Genomic DNA, 18917 nt, shown 5'->3' on the forward strand with positions numbered 1-18917 from the left:
CCAGGCCGAGCCTATAGCCAAGCGCCAATCATTGCGAGGAAGGAAACGACATGCAACGCGAAGGTCATTCAACAGCGAAGGACCGCCTCGAGATAGTCCAGCGCGGCGCGGGTGAAGGCCTCCATGTTGGCGATGCGATCATCGCTGCCGGTCTGGGTCAGGGACGTTCGTTCCAGGCCCTCCGGCCCGACGATGGCGACGCAACTCTGGCCTGCCAGTGCACCCGAGGGATGGGTCGAGCCGCCGACCGATCCGCTTTCGGCGATGCCCCAGTCGGCTCCGAAATTGTCACGGATCGCATTGGCCTGGAGCAGGGCATAGTCAGCGCTGGCGCCGCGCATTCCGGCATAGGCATCGCGCGGCAGGGCGAACAGGACGTCGCGTGCACGGAAGGAATAGACCACCCCTCCCCCGACAAAGAAGTTGAGCGCGCCGGGCACGGTCAGCAGGCTAGCCGCGATCATGCCGCCGGTCGCACCGTCGGCAACGGCGATCTTCTCGCCCCGCGCACGCAACAGGTCCGCGATGCGCAGAGCCTGAGGGTGGAGTTCGGACAGGGTCAATTGGCGGTTTCCGAGACAGCGACGATGTAGCTTCGCACGGCCTCCACCTCCTCGTCGGTGAGATGGGCGAAGCGATTGCGCGACACCTCGCTCATCAGGCTCACTTCGCGGTCGCCCGCCGCCTTGCCAGTGTGCAACAGCTTCAGGAAATCCGCCGGATCGTAGGCCGGTACCATCAGCGTCAGGTCGGGGCGTTCCTTGTCACCCGGAAATGGCGGTTTGCCGCCCTTGAGGTCGAGCCCGTGGCATTCGGCGCAGGTCGCACGGACGATATAGCGCCCAAGCGCATGTGCGGGTCCAGCATCGGCCGGCCATGCCTCGCCCTGCCCGGCCACTTCCTGCGCCGATGACTTGTAGGTCCCATCGGCCATCATCTTGCGCAGTTCCGGTCCGAAAGTGGGTTCGGGATGGACATCTCCGCCCACCGGCTTGCTGCGCACGAAGGCAAGGATGGCAGCAAGGTCCGATGGATCGAGCTTGGTGAAGATATGGCTCGGCATCCCATGGAGTTCTCGCCCGGGCTTGCGACCGGTGGTGATCATGGCGACCATTTCCGCATCGCTATGCTTCTCGGCGCTGCGCGTGAGGTTGGCGGTCCACAGCACCCCCATCTCGTCGCTCCAGTCGCGGCCCTGCAGGTTGCTTTCATGGCAGCCGCTGCAACCGAGCACTGCGGCGATGCGCTCTCCATGCGCGACATCGTTGGCCGAGACGCGGGCGAAAGTCACCGGCGCTGCCGGCTCGACCTCTTGCTCGGCTTCCGAACAGGCAGCCGAAGCCAGCACAAGCAACGCTAAAAGTCCTGCCTTCCCCATGGCATCCCCCTATCCTGCGGCTTTGACGATCTCCGCCCAGCCCGCTTCGTCTATCACCTCGATGCCGAGTTCAGCAGCCTTCTTGAGCTTGCTCCCGGCGCCCGGCCCTGCGACCAGCAAATCGGTCTTGGCGCTTACCGATCCGGCGGCCTTGGCTCCCAGCCGTTCGGCCTGCGCCTTGGCCTCGTCGCGGCTCATGGTTTCGAGCTTGCCGGTAAAGACGACCGTCTTGCCGCTGACCGGGCTTTCCTTCGTTTCGACCACATAGGGCGGCGGGCTGACCTCGGAGAGAATGTCCTCCCACACCGCGACATTGTGCGGTTCGTGGAAGAAGTCGCCCAGCGCCTCCACCACCGCGCCTCCGATCCCGTCGATCGACGTCAAAGCCGCCAACGCATCGGCATCGCCGTCATGCGCCTGTTGAGCGGCATGGCGGAGCGCGGGCAGCTCGTGGAAGTTCTTCATCAGGTCGCGCGCGGTCACCGCGCCGACGTGGCGGATGCCGAGGCCGAAGAGCAGGCGGGCGGCGTCGGGCTGGCGGCGCGCCTCGATGCTATCCACAAGCTTTTCCACAGATCGGTACTGCCATCCGTCGAGCGCCAGGATGTCCTCGCGGCGATCCTTCAGGCGGTAGATATCCGCCGGGCTTTCGAGCCATCCCAGGGCGAAGAACTGGTCGATGGTCTTCTCCCCCAGCCCGTCGATGTCGAGCGCCTCCCGAGAGACGAAATGCTTCAATCTTTCCGTGCGTTGTGCCGGACAGATGAGCCCCCCGGTGCAGCGCACATCGACCTCGCCTTCCTCGGCCACGGCTTCGCTGCCGCATTCGGGGCAGTGGTCGGGGAAGACGAAGGGGTTGCGAGGGGTCTCGCGGGTAAGGTTATCCACAAGCTGTGGAATAACGTCGCCCGCGCGCTGCACGACCACGCGGTCGCCCGGTCGGACCCCGAGACGGGCGATCTCGTCGCGGTTGTGGAGCGTGACGTTGGTGACCGTCACACCGCCGACGAGGACGGGTGCGAGGCGACCGACCGGAGTCAGCTTGCCGGTGCGCCCGACCTGAATGTCGATGGATTCGAGCGTTGTCTCCGCACGCTCGGCCGGGAACTTGTGCGCCAGCGCCCAGCGCGGGGCCTTGGCGACGAAGCCGAGCCGTTGCTGGTAATCCAGACGGTCGACCTTGTAGACCACGCCGTCGATTTCATAGGGCAGGTCAGGCCGCGACTTGCCGATGGCGGCATAGGCGGCAAGCAACCCCTCGAGACTATCTACCACGGTGAAGTGCGGCGAAACGGGGAAGCCCCATTCGCGCAGCTTCCCGACCACGCCATGCTGCGTGTCGGCGGGCACTTCGCTGGCTGCGCCCCAGCCATGCGCCCAGAAGCGCAAGGGGCGCTGCGCGGTCACCTTGTCGTCCTTCTGCCGCAATGATCCTGCTGCAGCATTTCGCGGGTTGGCAAAGAGCTTTCCGCCTATCTCTTGCTGTGCAGCATTTAGCGCAGCAAAGGCCTGTTTTTCGATGTAGACTTCGCCGCGCACCTCGAACACCTCGGGCGGATTGTTGCGCAGCATTTTCGGGATATCGGCAATGTGCTGGACGTTGGCAGTGACGTCTTCACCGACCTGCCCGTCGCCGCGTGTGGCGGCCCGCACCAGAACGCCTTTTTCGTAGCGCAGCGAGCAGGAGAGGCCGTCAATCTTGTCCTCTGCCGTAAAGGCGATCGGATCGCCCTCGCCCAGCGCGAGGAAGCGCCGCACGCGCGCCACCCATTCGGCAATCTCCTCGTCGGAGAAGCCGTTGTCGAGGCTCATCATGCGAACCTCGTGCGTCACCTTGCTCAGCGGCGAGGAGGCGATGGCATGGCCGACCTTGCGCGAAGGGCTGTCCTCGCGAACCAGATGCGGGAAAGCCGCCTCCAGCGCGGCATTGCGCCGGACCAGCGCATCGTACTCCTGGTCGCTTATCTCGGGTGAGTCTTCGGCGTGGTAGAGCAGGTCATGATGCGCGATGGCTTTTGCCAGCCGCATCAACTCATTGGCGGCATCGGCCTCGGTCATGTCCACAGGTGCGATTTGGTCGATTCCCATGGCCAAGCTATGCATGAGCCGTGGCACCGGGAAAAGTGCCACTTGGCCGGGTCGTGCAATCTCCAGAGGGGGAGCCGATGACCGACCGCATTCTCAAGGCAGTCACGAGCGCATGCGTGGGGCTGATGGCCCTGCTGTATGTTGCGCACAATATCGCCAACCTGCCGCAGGCCCATGACTTCTTCGTCTACACGACCAGTCATGCGGACCAGGAAGCCTACCCCGTAACCTTGCTCCCGGTGCCGCCGGGCTTTCTCATTGCGATCGCGATGGTGCTCGTATTCTCGCTCGAAGCTGCTGCGGCGGGTCTCGGGCTTTATGGCGGGTGGAAGCTATGGTCGCTGCGCCGCGCGGATGCCGCTTCCTTCATCGCAGGCAAGAAGTGGGCGAAGATCGGCATGGGCTGCGCCGTGGTGAACTGGTGGGGCCTGTTCCAGGGAGTTGCCGTCGCCGGCTACCAGCTCTGGCAGATGCCGCTTGGACAGGGGCCATTAGACGGGTCCTGGATTTTCGGCGGCATGGCGATGATGACGCTGATCTACCTCAGCCAGAGCGAGGAACAGGGGGCAGGCTGAACCGCCTTTTCAGGTCACCACAATGCCGAGATCTTCCGGCTTGATCCGCCATTCGCCGCGCTCGAACTTCAGGCGGTAATAGCTCCAGCCGTGCTGGCCGTTGGCGTAATAGCCACCCCAGCCGACACAATTGTCGGGCGCCTCGCACGTGAATTCGTTGACGTCGAAGATTGCCGAAGGGACGCCGGTATCGACCGCGACGACATCATTGCCCTGCTCCTTGCAACGGGTCAGCGGCGAGAGACCCGGGAATCGTTTGATCAGCGCAAGTTCGACATCGGGGGCAAGCGGCGCACGTTCAGTCTTGCCGTTGATCACCGACGGCTTTTCTTCGGACGCGCACACCACCTCGTAGGGACGCTCCTTCCAGGCGAAATACCTGGCCAGCCGGTATTCGAGCAAAGCCAGCCGCGGTGTCTCGATATTTTCGTAGAAGCCCGTCTCGAAGGCCTCGTTGGCGGGGGAGTATCGCGGCAGGTAGGGTGCGCAGGCGGAAAGCGTGGCGAGAAGCCCGAGGGCCGACATATGGATAATGGCGCGCGTCACATCGAAGTAACGCACCATCGCCGATCGAGTGCCTGCAATCAGGCCTTTTCCAGCAACCTGTCCGCCTGTGCCCGCGCTTCGGGCGTGACTTCCGCCCCGCTGAGCATCCGGGCGATCTCCTCCTGCCGACCGGCATCGTCGAGCAGGACCACGCCGGTGCGGGTTACCGTGCCCTCCGACGACTTGGCGATCATGTAGTGCGTGCGCCCGCGGGCCGCGACCTGCGGCGAGTGCGTGACAGCCAGCAATTGCCCGTCGGCTGCCAGCCGCGCGAGGCGTTCACCGATGGCGCTGGCCACAGCGCCGCCGACACCGCGGTCGATCTCGTCGAAAATCACGGTTGCTGCCCCGCCCTGCTCCGCCAGCGCGACCTTGAGCGCGAGGATGAAGCGCGAGAGTTCGCCGCCACTGGCGATCTTGTTGAGCGGCGCGAAGTCGGCTCCGGGATTGGTCGAGATGAGGAATTCGACGCTGTCCATGCCGTGCGGTCCCCAGCGGTCCTCGGGCAGGTCTGCGACGGCAGTGCGAAAACGTGCGGCATCGAGCTTCAGCGGCACCAGCTCGCGCGCCACTGCCTCGTCCAGCCGCAAAGCGGCGGCGACGCGGTTGGCATGCAGCGCCTCGGCCTCGGCGCGGTAACGCTGGCCCGCCTCCTTGGCCGCAGCCTCGAGCGCGTCGAGTTCGGCCTCGCCGCCCTCGATCGACTCCAGTGCCTTGCGGAACTCGCGCATCCTGACGGGCAGTTCGTCGACCTCGCAGCGGTGCTTGCGAGCCAGTGCCCGAAGATCGAAAAGCCGCGTCTCTGCCGCTTCAAGCGCCTGCGGGTCGTGTTCGAGCGCCTCGGCCGCGTGCTGCAGCTTTTCCTCTGCTTCTCCCGCTTCGATTACCGCGCGGTCGAGTGCGGCCAGCGCCTCTGCCAGCAGGGGATGTTCGGGCGCGATCCGGTCCAGCTTGCGCGCGGCGACGCGCAATGCCGCCAGAGGCGAATCCGAGCCTTCCCAGATGTGCCGCAGCTCCTCGAGGTCACCCGACAGCTTTTCGCCCTTCTGCATCGTCGCACGGGTCTCGGCGAGACGCGCTTCCTCACCCGCTTGCGGTTCGAGCGCGGTGAGTTCTGCAAGGTGTGCAAGCAGCAGGTCCTGGTCGGCGCGGGCATCCTCAAGCGCCTGGCGCGCCTGTGCCAGCGCATCTTCGGTACCGCGCCACTTGCGCCAGCAGTCCTCGACGCGCGCGGCATCCGCCCCGGCAAAGCGGTCGAGCAACGCGCGGTGTCCGCGCGGGTTCACCAAGCCGCGATCGTCGTGCTGGCCGTGCAGTTCGACAAGGTGCGCGGCCATTTCGCGCAGCAGCGCGACGCTGACCGACTGGTCGTTGACGAAGGCCTTGCTGCCGCCGTCCGCCTTCAGCTGGCGGCGCAGGATCAGCGGCTCGCCCTCCTCGATCTCGATATCGGCATCCTCGAGCAGTTCGGAAATGCCCGAAGGAAGGGCTGCAAACTCGAAGCTGGCGGTGACGCTGGCCTTGTCCTCGCCCGCGCGGACGAGGCCGCTGTCGGCGCGATTGCCGAGCACGAGGCCAAGGGCATCGAGGAGGATCGACTTGCCCGCACCCGTTTCGCCCGTGAGCACGCCGAGCCCGCGCCCGAAGTCGAGCTCGAGCGCTTCGATCAGCACGATGTTCCTGATGGCAAGCCGGGTGAGCATCATCCGCCATAGTAGTGACTGGACGCGCGAATGTCAGCGTCCCGTGCGTTCCTGCCAACAGGGATAAATCATTGGTTGACGGATATTTAGCGATTTGCCGCTAGGGCATTGGGTATGAGCCGCTGGACTGACCGACTGCTGGAACGGGCGATTCCCGATCTCCCGGAAGCGATCCGGGACGATTACTTCGTCCACGCGGCGAACGAATTGCAGCGCAAGGCGCCGTGGTTGTTCAAGGCTATGTTCGTCAATTCGCTCATCGCCATGTTCGCGGGAGCACCGGAGGCGCACTGGGTGGTGCGCTATGTCCTGCCCGGCGTCATGGCCGCATATTGCGCCATGTCGATCGTGGTCCTGCGCAACGACTGGCAATTTGCCGAAAAGCCCTGGCGCGCGCGCAAGTTCATGTTCGAATCCTCGGTGTCCTCGGTCTTCGGGGCTGTCCTGTGCACCACGTGGTGCATCCTCAGCTGGTGGGTCGCGCCGGTGGAAGCTCGCCTGCATTTCCCGATCATCCTCGCGATGGGCGGGCTTGCGACGGCCTTCTGCCTGTCGGGCGTGAAGCTGGGTTCGGTCGCCAACCTCTTCGTCGACCTCGTTCCGATTGCCTTGCTGATGATTTTCATGGGCACCCATGCCGAGGCCGCCGCTGCTCTGAGCCTGCTGATGGCTGGCGTCTTCCAGATGGTGATGATCGACAGCCAGCAGGCGCGCGTGATCCAGTTGCTGACGCTGCAGGACAAGGCGCGCCACCAGGCGCAGACGGATGCGCTGACCGGCCTCGCCAACCGCCGCGCAGTGCTGGAGCTGGTGCAGACGCCGTCGCTCGACCAGAGCGAATGCGGGCTGATGCTGATCGACATCGACCACTTCAAATACATCAACGACCGCTTCGGGCACGAAGTCGGTGACCAGGTGCTTTGCGAAATCGCGGAGATTATCGGCAGCCATGCTGCGCCGGGTGTCATGCCTGCCCGCATGGGAGGCGAAGAATTCGCCCTGTTCGGGCCACTGGAGCTGATTTCGGGTCCCGCTGGCCTGGCCTTGCTGCAGGACATCCGCACCTCGGCCATGCCGCACGGGGCGCAAGTGACGGCGAGCATCGGTGTCGCTTTCGGACGCCTCGAATGCGAGGAATCCTGGCGCAATCTCTACCGCAAGGCCGACAGCGCGCTTTATGAGGCCAAGAGCCGGGGCCGCAATCGCCTGGCCTTCGCCGGGGAAATCAACGCCCAGGCGGAAATGCAGGAATTGGACAGCAAGGACGCCAGTGTTGCGGCGTGAGCCGCGCGACTATCAGCTCGCGCTGGTGCCCGCGTTGTGCTTGCGCACGAGGTCGTAGGCCTTCTCGTACCACTCGCTGCCCGGATAGTTTGCACCAAGGACGGCGGCATACTTGACCGCTTCGTTGGGAATGCCGAGCGCGAGGCTGGTTTCGGTCAGACGATAAAGCGCCTCGGCCGCGTGGCTGGTGGTCTGGAAATTGTCGACAACGTTCTGGAAGCGGATCTGCGCCGCGATCCACTTGCCCGAGCGCTCGTAATAGCGACCGATTTCCATCTCCTTGCCTGCCAGGTGGTCCTGCACGAGGTCGATCTTGAGCTGGGCGTCGGAAGCATACTCGGTGGAGGGGAAGCGACGCTTCACCTCGTTCAGCGCGGTCAGCGCCTGCTCGGTGATCTTCTGGTCGCGCTGCACGTCGCTGATCTGCTCGTAATAGCTGAGCGCGATCAGGTAATAGGCGTAAGGCGCATCCTTGTTGCCCGGGTGGATCGACAGGAAGCGCTGCGAAGCGGCGATCGACTTGTTGTAGTCGGCCGCGACGTAGTAGCTGAAGGCGCTCATCAGCTGGGCGCGGCGGGCCCAGGGCGAATAGGGATGCTGGCGCTCGACCTCGTCGAACAGGCTGGCCGCGATCTTCGGCTGGCCGCGATCGAGGCGACGCTTTGCTTCGGCGTAGAGCGATTCGACATCGCGCGCGACATAGGCGGTATTCTTGATGTCATCTCCGCCCCCGCGACTTGCACAACCGGCGGTAAGAAGGCTGGCACCGGCCACGGCCGCGGCGAGAAAGAGCTTGCTCTTGGAATGCGAAGGCGTCGTCATGCGCCGAGCCTATAACCAGCGCCCTGCTGAACGCCAAGTGAAGTTCGCCGCTCTGTCCCCTGCATCGCGACCGGCCGTGGCGGTAACTCCATCTTAACCACATGCGGCAAGCGCGGGCTAACCCAGCGTCGCTATCCCATATTCGTCATAGTCATAGGTCGGGACGGACATGAAGCTGATACGAAACCTCGCAAGCGACGAAAGCGGTGCCACCGCAATCGAATACGGACTGCTGGTCGCCCTCATCGCGATCGCCGCCATTGCCTCGCTTCAGGCGGTCGGCAACGAGCTGTCGACCACGATGAACAAGATCGGCACCACGATGAGCAACGGCAACACCGCTGCCTGATGCCAGCCCGGCGCCCTATGGCGCCGGTGCCGGCCAGTCGGCCTCTGCCTGCCCCTTCGTCTTCCACAGCGAATAGCCCACGCCAGCCGCGATCAGCGCGGCAGTGACGCCGAGGCTGATCCATGCGGGGAACTTGTCCCCGCCGAGCAGGAAATCGCTGACGAAGATCTTCGATCCGATAAACACCAGCACTGCGGCCAGTGCGTACTTCAGGTAGTGGAAGCGGTGCACCATCGCCGCGAGCGCGAAATAAAGTGCCCGCAGGCCGAGGATCGCGAAGATGTTGCTGGTGTAGACGATGAAGGTGTCGGTGGTGATCGCGAAGATCGCCGGCACGCTGTCGACCGCAAAGACGAGGTCGGCGAGGTTGATGACCACCAACGCCAGGAACAAGGGTGTCGCCGCGCGGACCAGCTTGCCCGTCTTCTCGTCGGGAACCTTCACGAAGAAATGCTGGTCGTGCAGCTGCGGCGTCACCCGCATGTGGCGCGATATCCACTTCACCGCCGCATTGTTGCCAACGTCCATCGGCTGGTCGCCGGCGAAAAACATCTTGATGCCGGTGAACACGAGGAATGCGGCGAAGAGGTAGAGGACCCAATAGGCCTCGGACAGCAGGGCTGCACCGCCGGCTATCATCAGGCCGCGCAAGACGATCACCGCCATGATGCCCCAGAGAAGCGCGCGGTACTGGTATTTCGGGGGAATGGCGAAATAGGTGAAGATCAGGCTGATCACGAAGACGTTGTCGATCGACAGCGCCTTCTCGATGAAGAAGCCGGTGAAGTAGGCCATGCCCGCCTCTCCGCCGCGTTCGAGCCAGACCCAGCCGCCGAACAGCATGGCGACACCGATGTAGAACGCCGACAGCTTCAGGCTCTCCGCGATCCCCATCTCGCGGTCCTCCTTGTGGAGGACGCCGAGGTCGAATGCGGTGAGGATGGCGACGATGGCCAGGAATGCCACCCAGAACCAGGCAGGCGTGCCGAGCCAGTCGGCGGTCAGGAATTCGATCATGGAGCTATCCGGTAAAGTCGAGCATTTTGCCGCTCAGGCACGGGAAACCGCGGCGGCGCGTGATGGGGGCAGCGCACCGCCGCGGCAGCGGGGACGGAAAGACGCCTTCAGGCCGTCTTCCCGCGCCTCGCGATCCGATGGAGCGCGTCCTTCACGCGCAGTTTCATCTTCTTGAGCCGGGATAGCTCAGCCCAGTCGGGGCGCCGCTTGCGCAACTCCAAGCGCAGGCGTTCGTCGATCCTCTGGTGGATCTGGGTAAGTCTGAATACTCGGGCCGTCATCGTAGTCTCCGTCAAAGGGGGCTAGCGTTGATCGGACAGCCAATGCGGGCTTTCGAGCTTTGGGGGGGAGGGAAGAGGGCCCGTCAGCTCGCATCGGCATGTCCGATGCGGTCCGACATCACGCGTGGTCCAAAAACGCACGCGCCAGAGGGGCCCGGTCCGCAGTGATTAAATGCGAGCGAAGCGATCCGGTTTCAAGGGCGTGAGAAAAAAATTGCTTGCCCGATTGCCGGGCGTTCCCGAACACCCGTGCCATTCCATTCAATATCCGGGCGAACGACAATTCCCTTCTCCAACATCCTGATGATCGGCTGCGGCAAGATGGGCGGCGCGCTCGTGTCCCACTGGATGCGCGGAGGCGAGCGTTTCACGATCGTCGATCCGGCGCTCGACACCGCGCCCGAGGGCGCACGGCTGCTCCGTGACGGATCGGAAATCGCAGGCGAGACATTCGACGTTGTGATCGCCGCGATCAAGCCGCAGATGGTGGACGATATCCTGCCAGCCTATGCACCGATGCTGGCCGAGGGCGGCTACGTCCTGTCGATCGCGGCGGGCTGTTCGATCGAGCGCCTCTCGCGCGTGATGGGCGGCGCTCCGGTGGTGCGCGTCATGCCCAACCTTCCTTCCGCTGTCGGCAAGGGCGTGAGCGGGCTGTTCGCAGGCCCGGGCGCGGAAGGTGCCCCCCTCGCCCACGCAACCGCCATGATGAAGCGGACGGGCACAGCGGTCGTGCTGGAGAACGAGGACATGATCGACCGCGTCACCGCAGTGTCCGGCTCCGGCCCCGGCTACGTCTTCGAAATCGCCCGTGCCTATGTCGAGGCCGCCATCGCTCTCGGCTTCCCGCCCGAGGATGCGCGCGCCATGGTGCTCGGCACGATGGACGGCGCGATTGCGATGGCACTGCAGCCGGATGCGCCCGATCTCGAGGAACTGCGCAATTCGGTCACCAGCAAGGCCGGAACAACCGCCGCCGGGCTCAATGCCCTTAACGGAGACGCGGGGCTTACCGAGCGACTTAGAGAAACGCTGGAAGCGGCATACAATCGTGCGGTAGAATTGCGCTGATAACATGACTGACCAGACACAAGACCCCCGCATCCACGTCCACGAACTGGGCAGCCGCGCGCGCAAGGCCGCGCGCCGCCTTGCCGGCGCGTCGACCGAGGCGAAGAACCGCGCGCTGCTTGCCGCTGCCACTGCGCTGCGCAGCCGCGAGGCCGAACTGCTCGAAGCCAATGCGCGCGATGTCGACAGCGTCAAGGACAGCAAGCCCGACAGCTTCATCGATCGCCTGCGCCTGACTTCCGAACGGATCGAGGACATGGCGAGGGCTCTCGAGGACATTGCCGCCCTGCCCGATCCCGTCGGGCGCGTGCTGGCGACGACAGAGCGGCCCAACGGCCTCGTCATCGAGCGTGTCGCCGTGCCCATCGGCGTCATCGGCATGATCTACGAAAGCCGCCCCAATGTCGGTGCCGACGCCAGCGCGCTATGCCTCAAGAGCGGCAATGCCGTGATCCTGCGCGGCGGTTCGGAAAGCCGCCATTCGACCCGCGTGATCGTGGGCGCGATGCAGGCAGGGCTCGAGGCAGCCGGGCTACCTGCCGATGCCGTGCAGGCAATCCAGACGCCCGACCGCGAGGCAGTGGCGGCATTGCTGGAAGATGTCGAGCACATCGACCTCGTCATCCCGCGCGGCGGGCGCGGGCTCGTCGAACTGGTACGCGACAAGGCCAGGGTCCCCACCCTCCTCCACCTCGACGGCAACTGCCACACCTACGTCCACGAAAGCGCCGATCTCGACAAGGCGGCCACTGTCATTCGCAATGCCAAGCTGCGACGCACAGGCGTGTGCGGTTCGCTGGAAAGCATTGTCGTCGACCGCGCGGTGGCGCCCGACTTCATCCCGCGCCTGACTGCCATCCTGGGCGCCGACTGCGAATTGCGCGGCGATGCCGAGGCTGTCGCGATCGACACGCACATCCGACCCGCGACCGAAGCCGACTGGGACACCGAATACCTCGACAGCATCGCCTCGGTGAAGGTGGTCGGCGGACTCGACGAAGCCATCGCCTGGGTGGACGAACACTCGAGCCACCATACCGACGCCATCATGGCCGAGGATGCCGAAGCCGCCCGCCGCTTCATGACTGCAATCGACAGCGCCATCGTCATGCACAATGCCTCGACCCAGTTCGCCGACGGGGGCGAGTTCGGCATGGGCGCGGAAATCGGCATCGCCACCGGCAAGATGCATGCCCGCGGCCCCGTCGGCCTCGAACAGCTGACAAGCTTCAAGTACCTCGTCCATGGTAGCGGGCAGGTTCGGCCCTGATGCGATAACCCGGTGTTGACCTGCACCTGCCATGCCTGCACCCTCACCGCAGGCACGGGAGGTTGCATATGTTCGGCTGGCTCAAGAACCTGTTCAAACCGGAGATGGCGCCCGAGGAGCCCGTCACCTTCGACTTCGAGATCGAGATCGATGCCCCGGCGGAGCGGATCTTCGGCCTGATCGATTTCGCCAGCCCGACCAATGCCAAGCGCGCTCTGGGCCATTCGCTGACGCAAGTCTCGCAATCGCCGGAGGTCTGGAAGCTCGTCATCAGGCAGATGCCCGACGCCGCCTACTTCAATACCGTCTCCGAAGCGGTGGACCTGACAACCTACGCCTACCGCAGCGTGGCCGAGCCCAAGCAGGGCGAGTTGGTCTCGACCGAAGAGCGCTGGACCATCGAACCGCAGGATGGCGGTCCCTGTCTCGTCACCCTGCTGGTCGAGGCGCAGTTCACCGAACCCCTGCCGCTCGCCAAGTACAAGCGGCACGTCATGATGATGGCGATGGGCTGCAACAATGCGGTCGAGAAGATGAAGCTCCATGCCGAACAGGGCACCGAAGCGGTGCGCAAGGTCGAAGCGCAGCAGTTCGCCTGAGCCGTCCGCCCCCACCGGGTTTCCTACTCGCCGCGTTTCTGCTCCATCCTCGCGGATGAGCGAGCGCAAACCCGCAACCACCCTCCCCGCCTTCACCCCTGTCCCGCGTTTGAAGGAGCGCAGCAACGGGTGGAAACCGCAGGTCCAGCGCGCCTTTATCGAGGCACTGGCGGACACCGGCAGCGTCGCAGCCGCGTGCCGCTCGGTCGGCCGCTCCACCCACGGCGCCTACCATTTGCGCCGCCAGGAAGGGGCCGAGGAGTTCGCCGCCGCGTGGGAGGCCGTGCTCGACTTCGGGATGCGCCGGATCGAGGACGTCGCGATGGACCGCGCATTGAACGGGGTGGAGGTGCCCGTCTACTCCTACGGCCAGCTCGTCGGCACGCGCATATCCTACAACGACCGCCTGCTGATGTTCATGCTGAGGAACCGCGCGCCCGAGCGCTTTGCGGAAGGCGGCGCAAAAGGCCTCAACGCGGTCGGCCAGATGGACCTCGAACGACACAAGAAGCGCTGGCGCAAGGAATGGCGGCGCGAGTGGGAGGAGGAAGCCGCGGCCGAGCGGGCCAGGACCGCAGTCTCCCCCGCCGAGGTGCGCGCCAGCATCGAACGCAAGGTCGAGGCCTTCCGCCGCCAGATGGAAGCAACGATGAGCCCGCGCACGCTGGCCGCCTATGCCGAGTTCACCCGCCTGCGCGACGAGGACGCAGCGAACGGCTACCGCGCGAGCGAGGACCCGGAGCACCCGAGGTACGCCGGCCCGCGCAAACCGACACCAGCGGAGCAGCCCATGCCCCTGCCCCCGCCCGACTTCCGCAAATCCGCGCCGAAGCCTGCGCCCGAGGAGGAGAATCCGAAGTGGCGGACGCTGAGGGATGAGGGGTGGGATTAGATTGAAACTGTTGCATCGGACTTACAGCAGAGGGATTGAATTCTCGTACCTTGCTGAATTCGTGCGCAAAAATCACAATTCGACTTTCATGACTTCACGTCCTAGTGTCACGCGGCCGACAACCACCATGAATTTTACGGAAGAGCTCTGAATGTCGTCATTTGACCGGTTTGGTGCCGGGTCTACACCTTTCCGATATCCGGGGGGCAAGGCTTCATTGACCGAATTGCTTGCTGAGAAAATACGTAATTCGGATGCGACGATTACAAGTTATGCTGAGCCCTACGCAGGTGGAGCTGGCGCTGCGATAGAACTACTGAACAGCGCCATTGTCGATGCTATTTTTCTGAACGACTTTGACAGGCGTATTTATGCTGCGTGGTGGGCGATGCTTAATCACACGGATTTGTTCATCGAGAGAATTCGGGCGACAGCGGTCGATATCGACACGTGGAGGCAGCATCGTGACGTCGTCGAATCTGAGGTTGGTGAAACCGACCTTTTTGAGCTTGGATTCTCTACGTATTATCTCAACAGAACCAATCATTCGGGTGTCATATTAGGCGCCGGGCCAATTGGCGGGATCTCTCAACTTGGAAAGTGGAAAATTGATGCTCGTTGGTATCCAGAGACCATGGCAAAACGAATTAAATGGCTAGGCCAAAATGCGCATAGAATTATTTTGAGTAACCGAGATGGACTTCGGTTTCTTCGCGAATTCGAAAAAGAAGCAGCAAATAGCTGTTTCTTTTTCATAGACCCGCCTTATGTCCGAGCCGGAAAAAAACTATATCTAAACGGCATGAACGATTTGAAGCACCGAGACTTAGCGAAGTTTTTACAAGACGATAACCACGTCAGGAATTGGTTGGTAACCTACGATGATTGCAGCCTCATTCGGGAGAATTTTGAGGCATCCAACGTAGGTTCTGTGCCTGTGAAATATTCAATGCGAAGGCGCCGGACAGAACAGGAAATTTGCGTTACCCCGTATTAGGCTGCCTCTCTAATTATTCCACGGTAGCGAGCCAACCAAATTCCTAATTTGTACGCGTTGGTGAGTTCATCGAATTCAAGCCCATCTTGCGCCAACTCCATCGCAATTAAAGCTGCACGCGGCGCGCGCAGTCTGTCGAGTATTGAACCATGACGGTGCCCAAATTGCGCATGAGCTTCTTCAGTTAATCGGAACGGAATGACCGTGACCGTCGTGTAATTGCAGGCTGGGCGGTCTAAGAAATAACCTTCGAGAAAGCTCTCTAGTTCGTCTTTCGAACTTTTTCCCGCCCACAAGTGCCCGCTCGCCGCCTGACCGAAACACATATATGATGGAGGCGGCCCACCGTTCACGGCTACCCTCCATGCAATTACGTCCATTCCGCCGTCTTTGGCCCGCGCCGCAGCTACCGGCCCTGGAGGAATTCGTGCCGTACCGGTCTGAGAACTATCACAACACCGTGAGACCGCTTCGGTTATCGTCTCGCCAGTTTGCCGGGGCCACCCAAATGATACGGCGGGTCCTTCTACATAACCCGCCACAGCAATAGTCGAAAACGTTTGAAAATGACGCTTTCTCATTACGGCCTCTTCATTATCATCGGGAGGCGTTAAGAGTATCGGAGACTTGCTGAAATGAGACACGATCAAACAGGTCAAATAAAATGACATTCCACGTCGATGCGTCCGAGGCTTAATCCTTAGCTCCTCACCGTCTTCCGATAGCTCAAACGGATAAGCATCTTTGAGGCTTTCGGATCGAATATCGACTTCGTTCTCGATTAATTCTCTTAGCTCATCTTTCAATGCATCAGCACGAGCGTCATCATACAAGCCCTCTTCCGCTTGGATCGCTATGACATTGTCGATTTCATCCAGTCGAGCAACGCCCCGAGGATCAAAGAAGCACAGTATTTCCAGCCAATCAACGAGCAGAACGTTGTCCGCATCAAGCGGAGGCGCACTTAGCGCATGAGCGAAAGTCATTATTCGCTCGAGGCTGCTTTGTGTGCGATTAGCGAGCGCAAAATAAAATTGGCACGCGTTCTTACATCCTCCGCGATGGAGATTGTTTCTTCGTCATCGTCAGCGTTGACAACTTCTGTGACGGCGGTTCGGAGCGATGACTGCGCATCAACCAGCGCTTTACTGAAGCGATCGCCGCCTTCAACTGTCATTTGCAATGCTTCGAATAGGTCATTGCGCTCCATCATAATCCTTCGAGCGACCTGATTGCCCAAAACTTTCTTTAGGTTTGAGAGATCAGGTGCCTGAGTGCGTATTGCTGGTTGCCTATTTTCCGATTTCTTTCCGTAAAGCCAAACCAATATTCGCTGCAAACGATCAAGGTTCTCCGGAGGAACAGGGTTCTTGGGGGGGTTGGCCGTCCGGTCTGCTTTGTCGAGTCCCAAGAAATCGCGATACTCGGAATAAGTCAGGGCCGTATAGAGATGCGAGAAGTGAAAGTTTTTCTTAACGCGATCCTCTACTCGAAATATTTCAGCTGCTTCTGCTTGCTGCAAGACATAAATCGCGCTGACAATACGGTACAGAGTGTCATGTTTGTCGCCCATCCTTGCCGCGATATCAGTGAGGCTTAGTCCACCATCACCCTTCTTAAGTTCGTCATCAAGCCAATTACTTGCGTACAGAGCCTTCGCGTAAGCATCCCAGCCCTGAGGTCCGTTGATATGTTTGAAACCAATGAGATTTCGCGCCTCGTCCTCGTGATGAACCAAAAAAGCGGACACTTCTTGTAACGTTTTCTTGATCTCATCTGACAATTCTGGAACCGCGACATTCGAGGCTTCGGCAATCTTGGGGTCTCGGAGCACCTTCAGCGCCCCCAATCGACGATTCCCCTCAAGAACGATCAATTCATCATTTCTGTCAATTACAATAAGCGGCTCAATATCAACGTAGCCACTAGCTGCAATCGATTGAACCAGTTCTCCAAGATCAGCCGTGCGATCAAGATATTCAATAATCGCTACATCGGTGTTGCTCTTAGGTTGCTTATCAGGTGTAAAGCGTGGGTTATTTCGATCAAAGTGCAGCTCATCGACGGGAACTTTTCCGCGTTGCCCACCTCCAAAATAGCGGTCCCAGCTAGCCATCAATCAAATCCCCAATCCCACTGCAAATTGCATCTTACGGCTTCCAGTCCCATACCGCAATTTCTCACTCCTCCCCCATCCGCAGCGCAGCAATAAACGCCTCCTGCGGAATGCTCACATTGCCATACTCGCGCATCCGCGCCTTGCCCTTCTTCTGCTTCTCCAGCAGCTTCTTCTTGCGCGTAATGTCGCCGCCGTAGCACTTGGCGGTGACGTCCTTGCGCAGGGCGGCGATAGTTTCGCGGGCGATGATCTTGCCGCCGATCGCGGCCTGGATTGGGATCTTGAACAGGTGGCGCGGGATGAGGTCCTTGAGGCGCTCGCACATGCCGCGGCCGCGCTCTTCGGCAACGGAGCGGTGGACGATCAGTGACAGGGCGTCGACCGGCTCGTTGTTGACGAGGATGTTCATCTTGACGAGGTCGCCTTCGCGCAGGCCGATCTGTTCGTAATCGAAGCTGGCATAGCCGCGGCTGATGCTCTTCAGCCGGTCGTAGAAGTCGAACACCACCTCGTTCAGCGGCAGCTCGTAGGTCACCTGCGCGCGGCCGCCGACATAGGTGAGGTCGGTCTGGATGCCGCGGCGGTCCTGGCACAGCTTGAGGATCGAGCCGAGGTATTCGTCGGGCGTGTAGATCACCGCCTTGATCCATGGCTCCTCGATCACCTCGATGCGGTTGGTGTCCGGCCAGTCGGCCGGGTTGTGCAGCATGATCGACTTCGCATCCTCATTCTTCGTGTGGCCGAGCTGGATGCGGTATTCCACCGATGGCGCGGTGGTGATGAGGTCGAGGTCGTATTCGCGGCTGAGGCGCTCCTGGATGATTTCCAGGTGCAGCAGGCCGAGGAAGCCGCAGCGGAAGCCGAAGCCCAGCGCGGCGGAGCTTTCCATCTCGAAGCTGAAGCTGGCATCGTTGAGGCGCAGCTTGGCGATGCTCTCGCGCAGCTTCTCGAAATCGGCGGCGTCGACCGGGAACAGGCCGCAGAACACCACCGGCTGCACTTCCTTGTAGCCGGCCAGGGCGTCCGCAGCGCCATTTTTGACCGTGGTGATGGTGTCGCCGACTCGGGCCTGCTCGACTTCCTTGATCTGCGCGGTGATGAAGCCGATCTCGCCCGGGCCGATCTCGGGCAGGTCGACGCGCTTGGGGGTGAAGGCGCCGACGCGGTCGATGAGGTGCTGGGTGCCGCCCTGCATGAACTTGACCTGCAGGCCCTTCTTGATGACGCCGTCGATCACGCGGACGAGGATGACCACGCCGAGGTAGGGGTCGTACCAGCTGTCGACCAGCATGGCCTTCAAGGGGGCGTCGCGGTCGCCCTTGGGCGGGGGGATCTTGGCGACGATGGCTTCGAGCGTTTCCTCGATGCCGATGCCGGATTTCGCGGATGTGAGCACGGCTTCGGACGCGTCGAGGCCGATGATGTCCTCGATCTCGGCCTTGACCTTCTCGGGCTCGGCCGCGGGGAGGTCGATCTTGTTGATGACGGGGACGATCTCGTGGTCGTGCTCGATCGACTGGTAGACGTTGGCGAGGGTCTGCGCCTCCACCCCTTGCGCGGCGTCGACCACCAGCAGCGCGCCCTCGCACGCTGCGAGGCTGCGGCTGACCTCGTAGGCGAAGTCGACGTGGCCGGGCGTGTCCATGAGGTTGAGCTCATAGGTCTCGCCATCGCGGGCGGTGTAGGCGAGGCGCACGGTCTGCGCCTTGATGGTGATGCCGCGCTCCTTCTCGATGTCCATGTTATCAAGGACTTGCTCGGACATCTCGCGCTCGGTCAGCCCGCCGGTGTGCTGGATCAGCCGGTCGGCGAGCGTCGACTTGCCATGGTCGATATGCGCGATGATGGAGAAATTGCGGATCTTGGAAAGGTCAGTCATTGCGCCGCCCCATTAGCGGCGCTGCAGCGACCTGTCAGCAAGCAATG

The 18917-nt window shown here is 62.1% G+C and carries 19 protein-coding genes; 8 read left to right on the top strand and 11 right to left on the bottom strand.

Annotated features, from left to right (window positions below):
- Positions 1-68: 68 nt before the first annotated feature.
- Genes IRL76_RS06640 through ligA form a run of 3 tightly spaced genes read right to left on the bottom strand, consistent with a single transcriptional unit; the run spans position 69 to position 3466 of the window.
- Positions 69-563 carry a CinA family protein gene (locus IRL76_RS06640; protein WP_200983993.1) on the bottom strand — a complete coding sequence of 165 codons (495 nt, stop codon included), beginning with the start codon at positions 561-563 and terminating at the stop codon, positions 69-71.
- Positions 560-1348 carry a c-type cytochrome gene (locus IRL76_RS06645; RefSeq protein WP_200983994.1) on the bottom strand — a complete coding sequence of 263 codons (789 nt, stop codon included), beginning with the start codon at positions 1346-1348 and terminating at the stop codon, positions 560-562. The genes IRL76_RS06640 and IRL76_RS06645 overlap by 4 nt, the downstream gene beginning before the upstream one ends.
- Before the next feature lie 39 nt (positions 1349-1387).
- A complete protein-coding gene (ligA, locus tag IRL76_RS06650) occupies positions 1388-3466 on the bottom strand; it encodes an NAD-dependent DNA ligase LigA (RefSeq protein WP_200983995.1) in 2079 nt (692 codons plus the stop codon).
- A 77-nt stretch (positions 3467-3543) separates the two neighbouring features.
- Between ligA and IRL76_RS06655 the strand changes: the two genes are divergently transcribed.
- Positions 3544-4041: a DUF2165 family protein gene (locus IRL76_RS06655; protein WP_200983996.1), complete on the top strand. Its 498-nt coding sequence runs from the start codon at positions 3544-3546 to the stop codon at positions 4039-4041.
- Between the two features lie 9 nt (positions 4042-4050).
- On the opposite strand, the gene IRL76_RS06660 is transcribed toward IRL76_RS06655, so the two are convergent.
- Entirely contained in the window at positions 4051-4605 is a 555-nt protein-coding gene (locus IRL76_RS06660) for a hypothetical protein (protein WP_200983997.1), read from the bottom strand.
- 20 nt (positions 4606-4625) lie between these two features.
- Complete coding sequence (recN, locus tag IRL76_RS06665; protein ID WP_200984210.1) at positions 4626-6290, bottom strand: DNA repair protein RecN; 1665 nt, start codon at positions 6288-6290, stop codon at positions 4626-4628.
- Positions 6291-6404: 114 nt separating this feature from the next.
- Here recN and IRL76_RS06670 point away from each other — a divergent pair, with 114 nt between their 5' ends.
- On the top strand, positions 6405-7574 hold the full coding sequence (locus IRL76_RS06670; protein WP_200983998.1) for a GGDEF domain-containing protein: 1170 nt from the start codon (positions 6405-6407) through the stop codon (positions 7572-7574).
- Between the two features lie 12 nt (positions 7575-7586).
- Here the strand turns inward: IRL76_RS06670 and IRL76_RS06675 are convergent, their stop codons facing one another.
- Positions 7587-8396 carry an outer membrane protein assembly factor BamD gene (locus IRL76_RS06675; RefSeq protein ID WP_200983999.1) on the bottom strand — a complete coding sequence of 270 codons (810 nt, stop codon included), beginning with the start codon at positions 8394-8396 and terminating at the stop codon, positions 7587-7589.
- 169 nt (positions 8397-8565) lie between these two features.
- On the opposite strand from IRL76_RS06675, the gene IRL76_RS06680 reads away from it, so the two are divergent.
- Positions 8566-8745 carry a Flp family type IVb pilin gene (locus tag IRL76_RS06680; RefSeq protein WP_200984000.1) on the top strand — a complete coding sequence of 60 codons (180 nt, stop codon included), beginning with the start codon at positions 8566-8568 and terminating at the stop codon, positions 8743-8745.
- A gap of 15 nt (positions 8746-8760) precedes the next feature.
- On the opposite strand, the gene IRL76_RS06685 is transcribed toward IRL76_RS06680, so the two are convergent.
- Together IRL76_RS06685 and IRL76_RS06690 are read right to left on the bottom strand one after the other, a co-directional pair.
- Entirely contained in the window at positions 8761-9759 is a 999-nt protein-coding gene (locus tag IRL76_RS06685) for a TerC family protein (RefSeq protein WP_200984211.1), read from the bottom strand.
- Positions 9760-9869: 110 nt separating this feature from the next.
- A complete protein-coding gene (locus IRL76_RS06690) occupies positions 9870-10043 on the bottom strand; it encodes a DUF465 domain-containing protein (RefSeq protein ID WP_200984001.1) in 174 nt (57 codons plus the stop codon).
- Positions 10044-10292: 249 nt separating this feature from the next.
- Here IRL76_RS06690 and IRL76_RS06695 point away from each other — a divergent pair, with 249 nt between their 5' ends.
- The 5 genes from IRL76_RS06695 to IRL76_RS06715 all read left to right on the top strand — a co-directional run bounded on the left by IRL76_RS06695 (position 10293) and on the right by IRL76_RS06715 (position 14872).
- Positions 10293-11114: a pyrroline-5-carboxylate reductase family protein gene (locus IRL76_RS06695; RefSeq protein WP_246450042.1), complete on the top strand. Its 822-nt coding sequence runs from the start codon at positions 10293-10295 to the stop codon at positions 11112-11114.
- 4 nt (positions 11115-11118) lie between these two features.
- Positions 11119-12384: a glutamate-5-semialdehyde dehydrogenase gene (locus IRL76_RS06700; protein WP_200984002.1), complete on the top strand. Its 1266-nt coding sequence runs from the start codon at positions 11119-11121 to the stop codon at positions 12382-12384.
- Between the two features lie 68 nt (positions 12385-12452).
- A complete protein-coding gene (locus IRL76_RS06705) occupies positions 12453-12983 on the top strand; it encodes an SRPBCC family protein (RefSeq protein WP_200984003.1) in 531 nt (176 codons plus the stop codon).
- A gap of 55 nt (positions 12984-13038) precedes the next feature.
- The gene (locus tag IRL76_RS06710; protein WP_200984004.1) at positions 13039-13875 is read left to right on the top strand and encodes a hypothetical protein; all 837 of its coding nucleotides are present in this window, start codon (positions 13039-13041) and stop codon (positions 13873-13875) included.
- A 151-nt stretch (positions 13876-14026) separates the two neighbouring features.
- Positions 14027-14872, top strand: a complete 846-nt coding sequence (locus tag IRL76_RS06715; RefSeq protein WP_200984005.1) for a DNA adenine methylase — start codon at positions 14027-14029, stop codon at positions 14870-14872.
- On the opposite strand, the gene IRL76_RS06720 is transcribed toward IRL76_RS06715, so the two are convergent.
- From IRL76_RS06720 to lepA, 3 genes are all read right to left on the bottom strand, one after another.
- Positions 14869-15858: a hypothetical protein gene (locus tag IRL76_RS06720; protein WP_200984006.1), complete on the bottom strand. Its 990-nt coding sequence runs from the start codon at positions 15856-15858 to the stop codon at positions 14869-14871. The two genes, IRL76_RS06715 and IRL76_RS06720, sit on opposite strands and share 4 nt — an antisense overlap.
- Positions 15858-16988 (bottom strand): hypothetical protein, encoded by a 1131-nt coding sequence (locus IRL76_RS06725; RefSeq protein ID WP_200984007.1) that lies wholly within the window; start codon positions 16986-16988, stop codon positions 15858-15860. Before IRL76_RS06725 ends, IRL76_RS06720 begins: the two co-directional genes overlap by 1 nt.
- Before the next feature lie 64 nt (positions 16989-17052).
- Positions 17053-18870, bottom strand: a complete 1818-nt coding sequence (lepA, locus tag IRL76_RS06730) for a translation elongation factor 4 (protein WP_200984008.1) — start codon at positions 18868-18870, stop codon at positions 17053-17055.
- Between the last annotated feature and the right edge of the window lie 47 nt (positions 18871-18917).

Origin of the sequence: Qipengyuania soli (genome assembly GCF_015529805.1) — a bacterium.
Lineage (GTDB): Bacteria > Pseudomonadota > Alphaproteobacteria > Sphingomonadales > Sphingomonadaceae > Qipengyuania > Qipengyuania soli.

Bases quoted from the DNA above. Each gene is read 5' to 3' on its own strand.
- IRL76_RS06705 (WP_200984003.1), top strand. From the start codon at position 12,453: ATGTTCGGCTGGCTCAAGAACCTGTTCAAACCGGAGATGGCGCCCGAG.
- IRL76_RS06675 (WP_200983999.1), bottom strand. From the start codon at position 8,396: ATGACGACGCCTTCGCATTCCAAGAGCAAGCTCTTTCTCGCCGCGGCC.
- IRL76_RS06720 (WP_200984006.1), bottom strand. From the start codon at position 15,858: ATGACTTTCGCTCATGCGCTAAGTGCGCCTCCGCTTGATGCGGACAAC.
- IRL76_RS06725 (WP_200984007.1), bottom strand. From the start codon at position 16,988: ATGGCTAGCTGGGACCGCTATTTTGGAGGTGGGCAACGCGGAAAAGTT.
- IRL76_RS06690 (WP_200984001.1), bottom strand. From the start codon at position 10,043: ATGACGGCCCGAGTATTCAGACTTACCCAGATCCACCAGAGGATCGAC.
- lepA (WP_200984008.1), bottom strand. From the start codon at position 18,870: ATGACTGACCTTTCCAAGATCCGCAATTTCTCCATCATCGCGCATATC.
- IRL76_RS06715 (WP_200984005.1), top strand. From the start codon at position 14,027: ATGTCGTCATTTGACCGGTTTGGTGCCGGGTCTACACCTTTCCGATAT.
- IRL76_RS06700 (WP_200984002.1), top strand. From the start codon at position 11,119: ATGACTGACCAGACACAAGACCCCCGCATCCACGTCCACGAACTGGGC.
- ligA (WP_200983995.1), bottom strand. From the start codon at position 3,466: ATGGGAATCGACCAAATCGCACCTGTGGACATGACCGAGGCCGATGCC.
- IRL76_RS06670 (WP_200983998.1), top strand. From the start codon at position 6,405: ATGAGCCGCTGGACTGACCGACTGCTGGAACGGGCGATTCCCGATCTC.
- recN (WP_200984210.1), bottom strand. From the start codon at position 6,290: ATGCTCACCCGGCTTGCCATCAGGAACATCGTGCTGATCGAAGCGCTC.
- IRL76_RS06680 (WP_200984000.1), top strand. From the start codon at position 8,566: ATGAAGCTGATACGAAACCTCGCAAGCGACGAAAGCGGTGCCACCGCA.
- IRL76_RS06710 (WP_200984004.1), top strand. From the start codon at position 13,039: ATGAGCGAGCGCAAACCCGCAACCACCCTCCCCGCCTTCACCCCTGTC.
- IRL76_RS06660 (WP_200983997.1), bottom strand. From the start codon at position 4,605: ATGGTGCGTTACTTCGATGTGACGCGCGCCATTATCCATATGTCGGCC.
- IRL76_RS06655 (WP_200983996.1), top strand. From the start codon at position 3,544: ATGACCGACCGCATTCTCAAGGCAGTCACGAGCGCATGCGTGGGGCTG.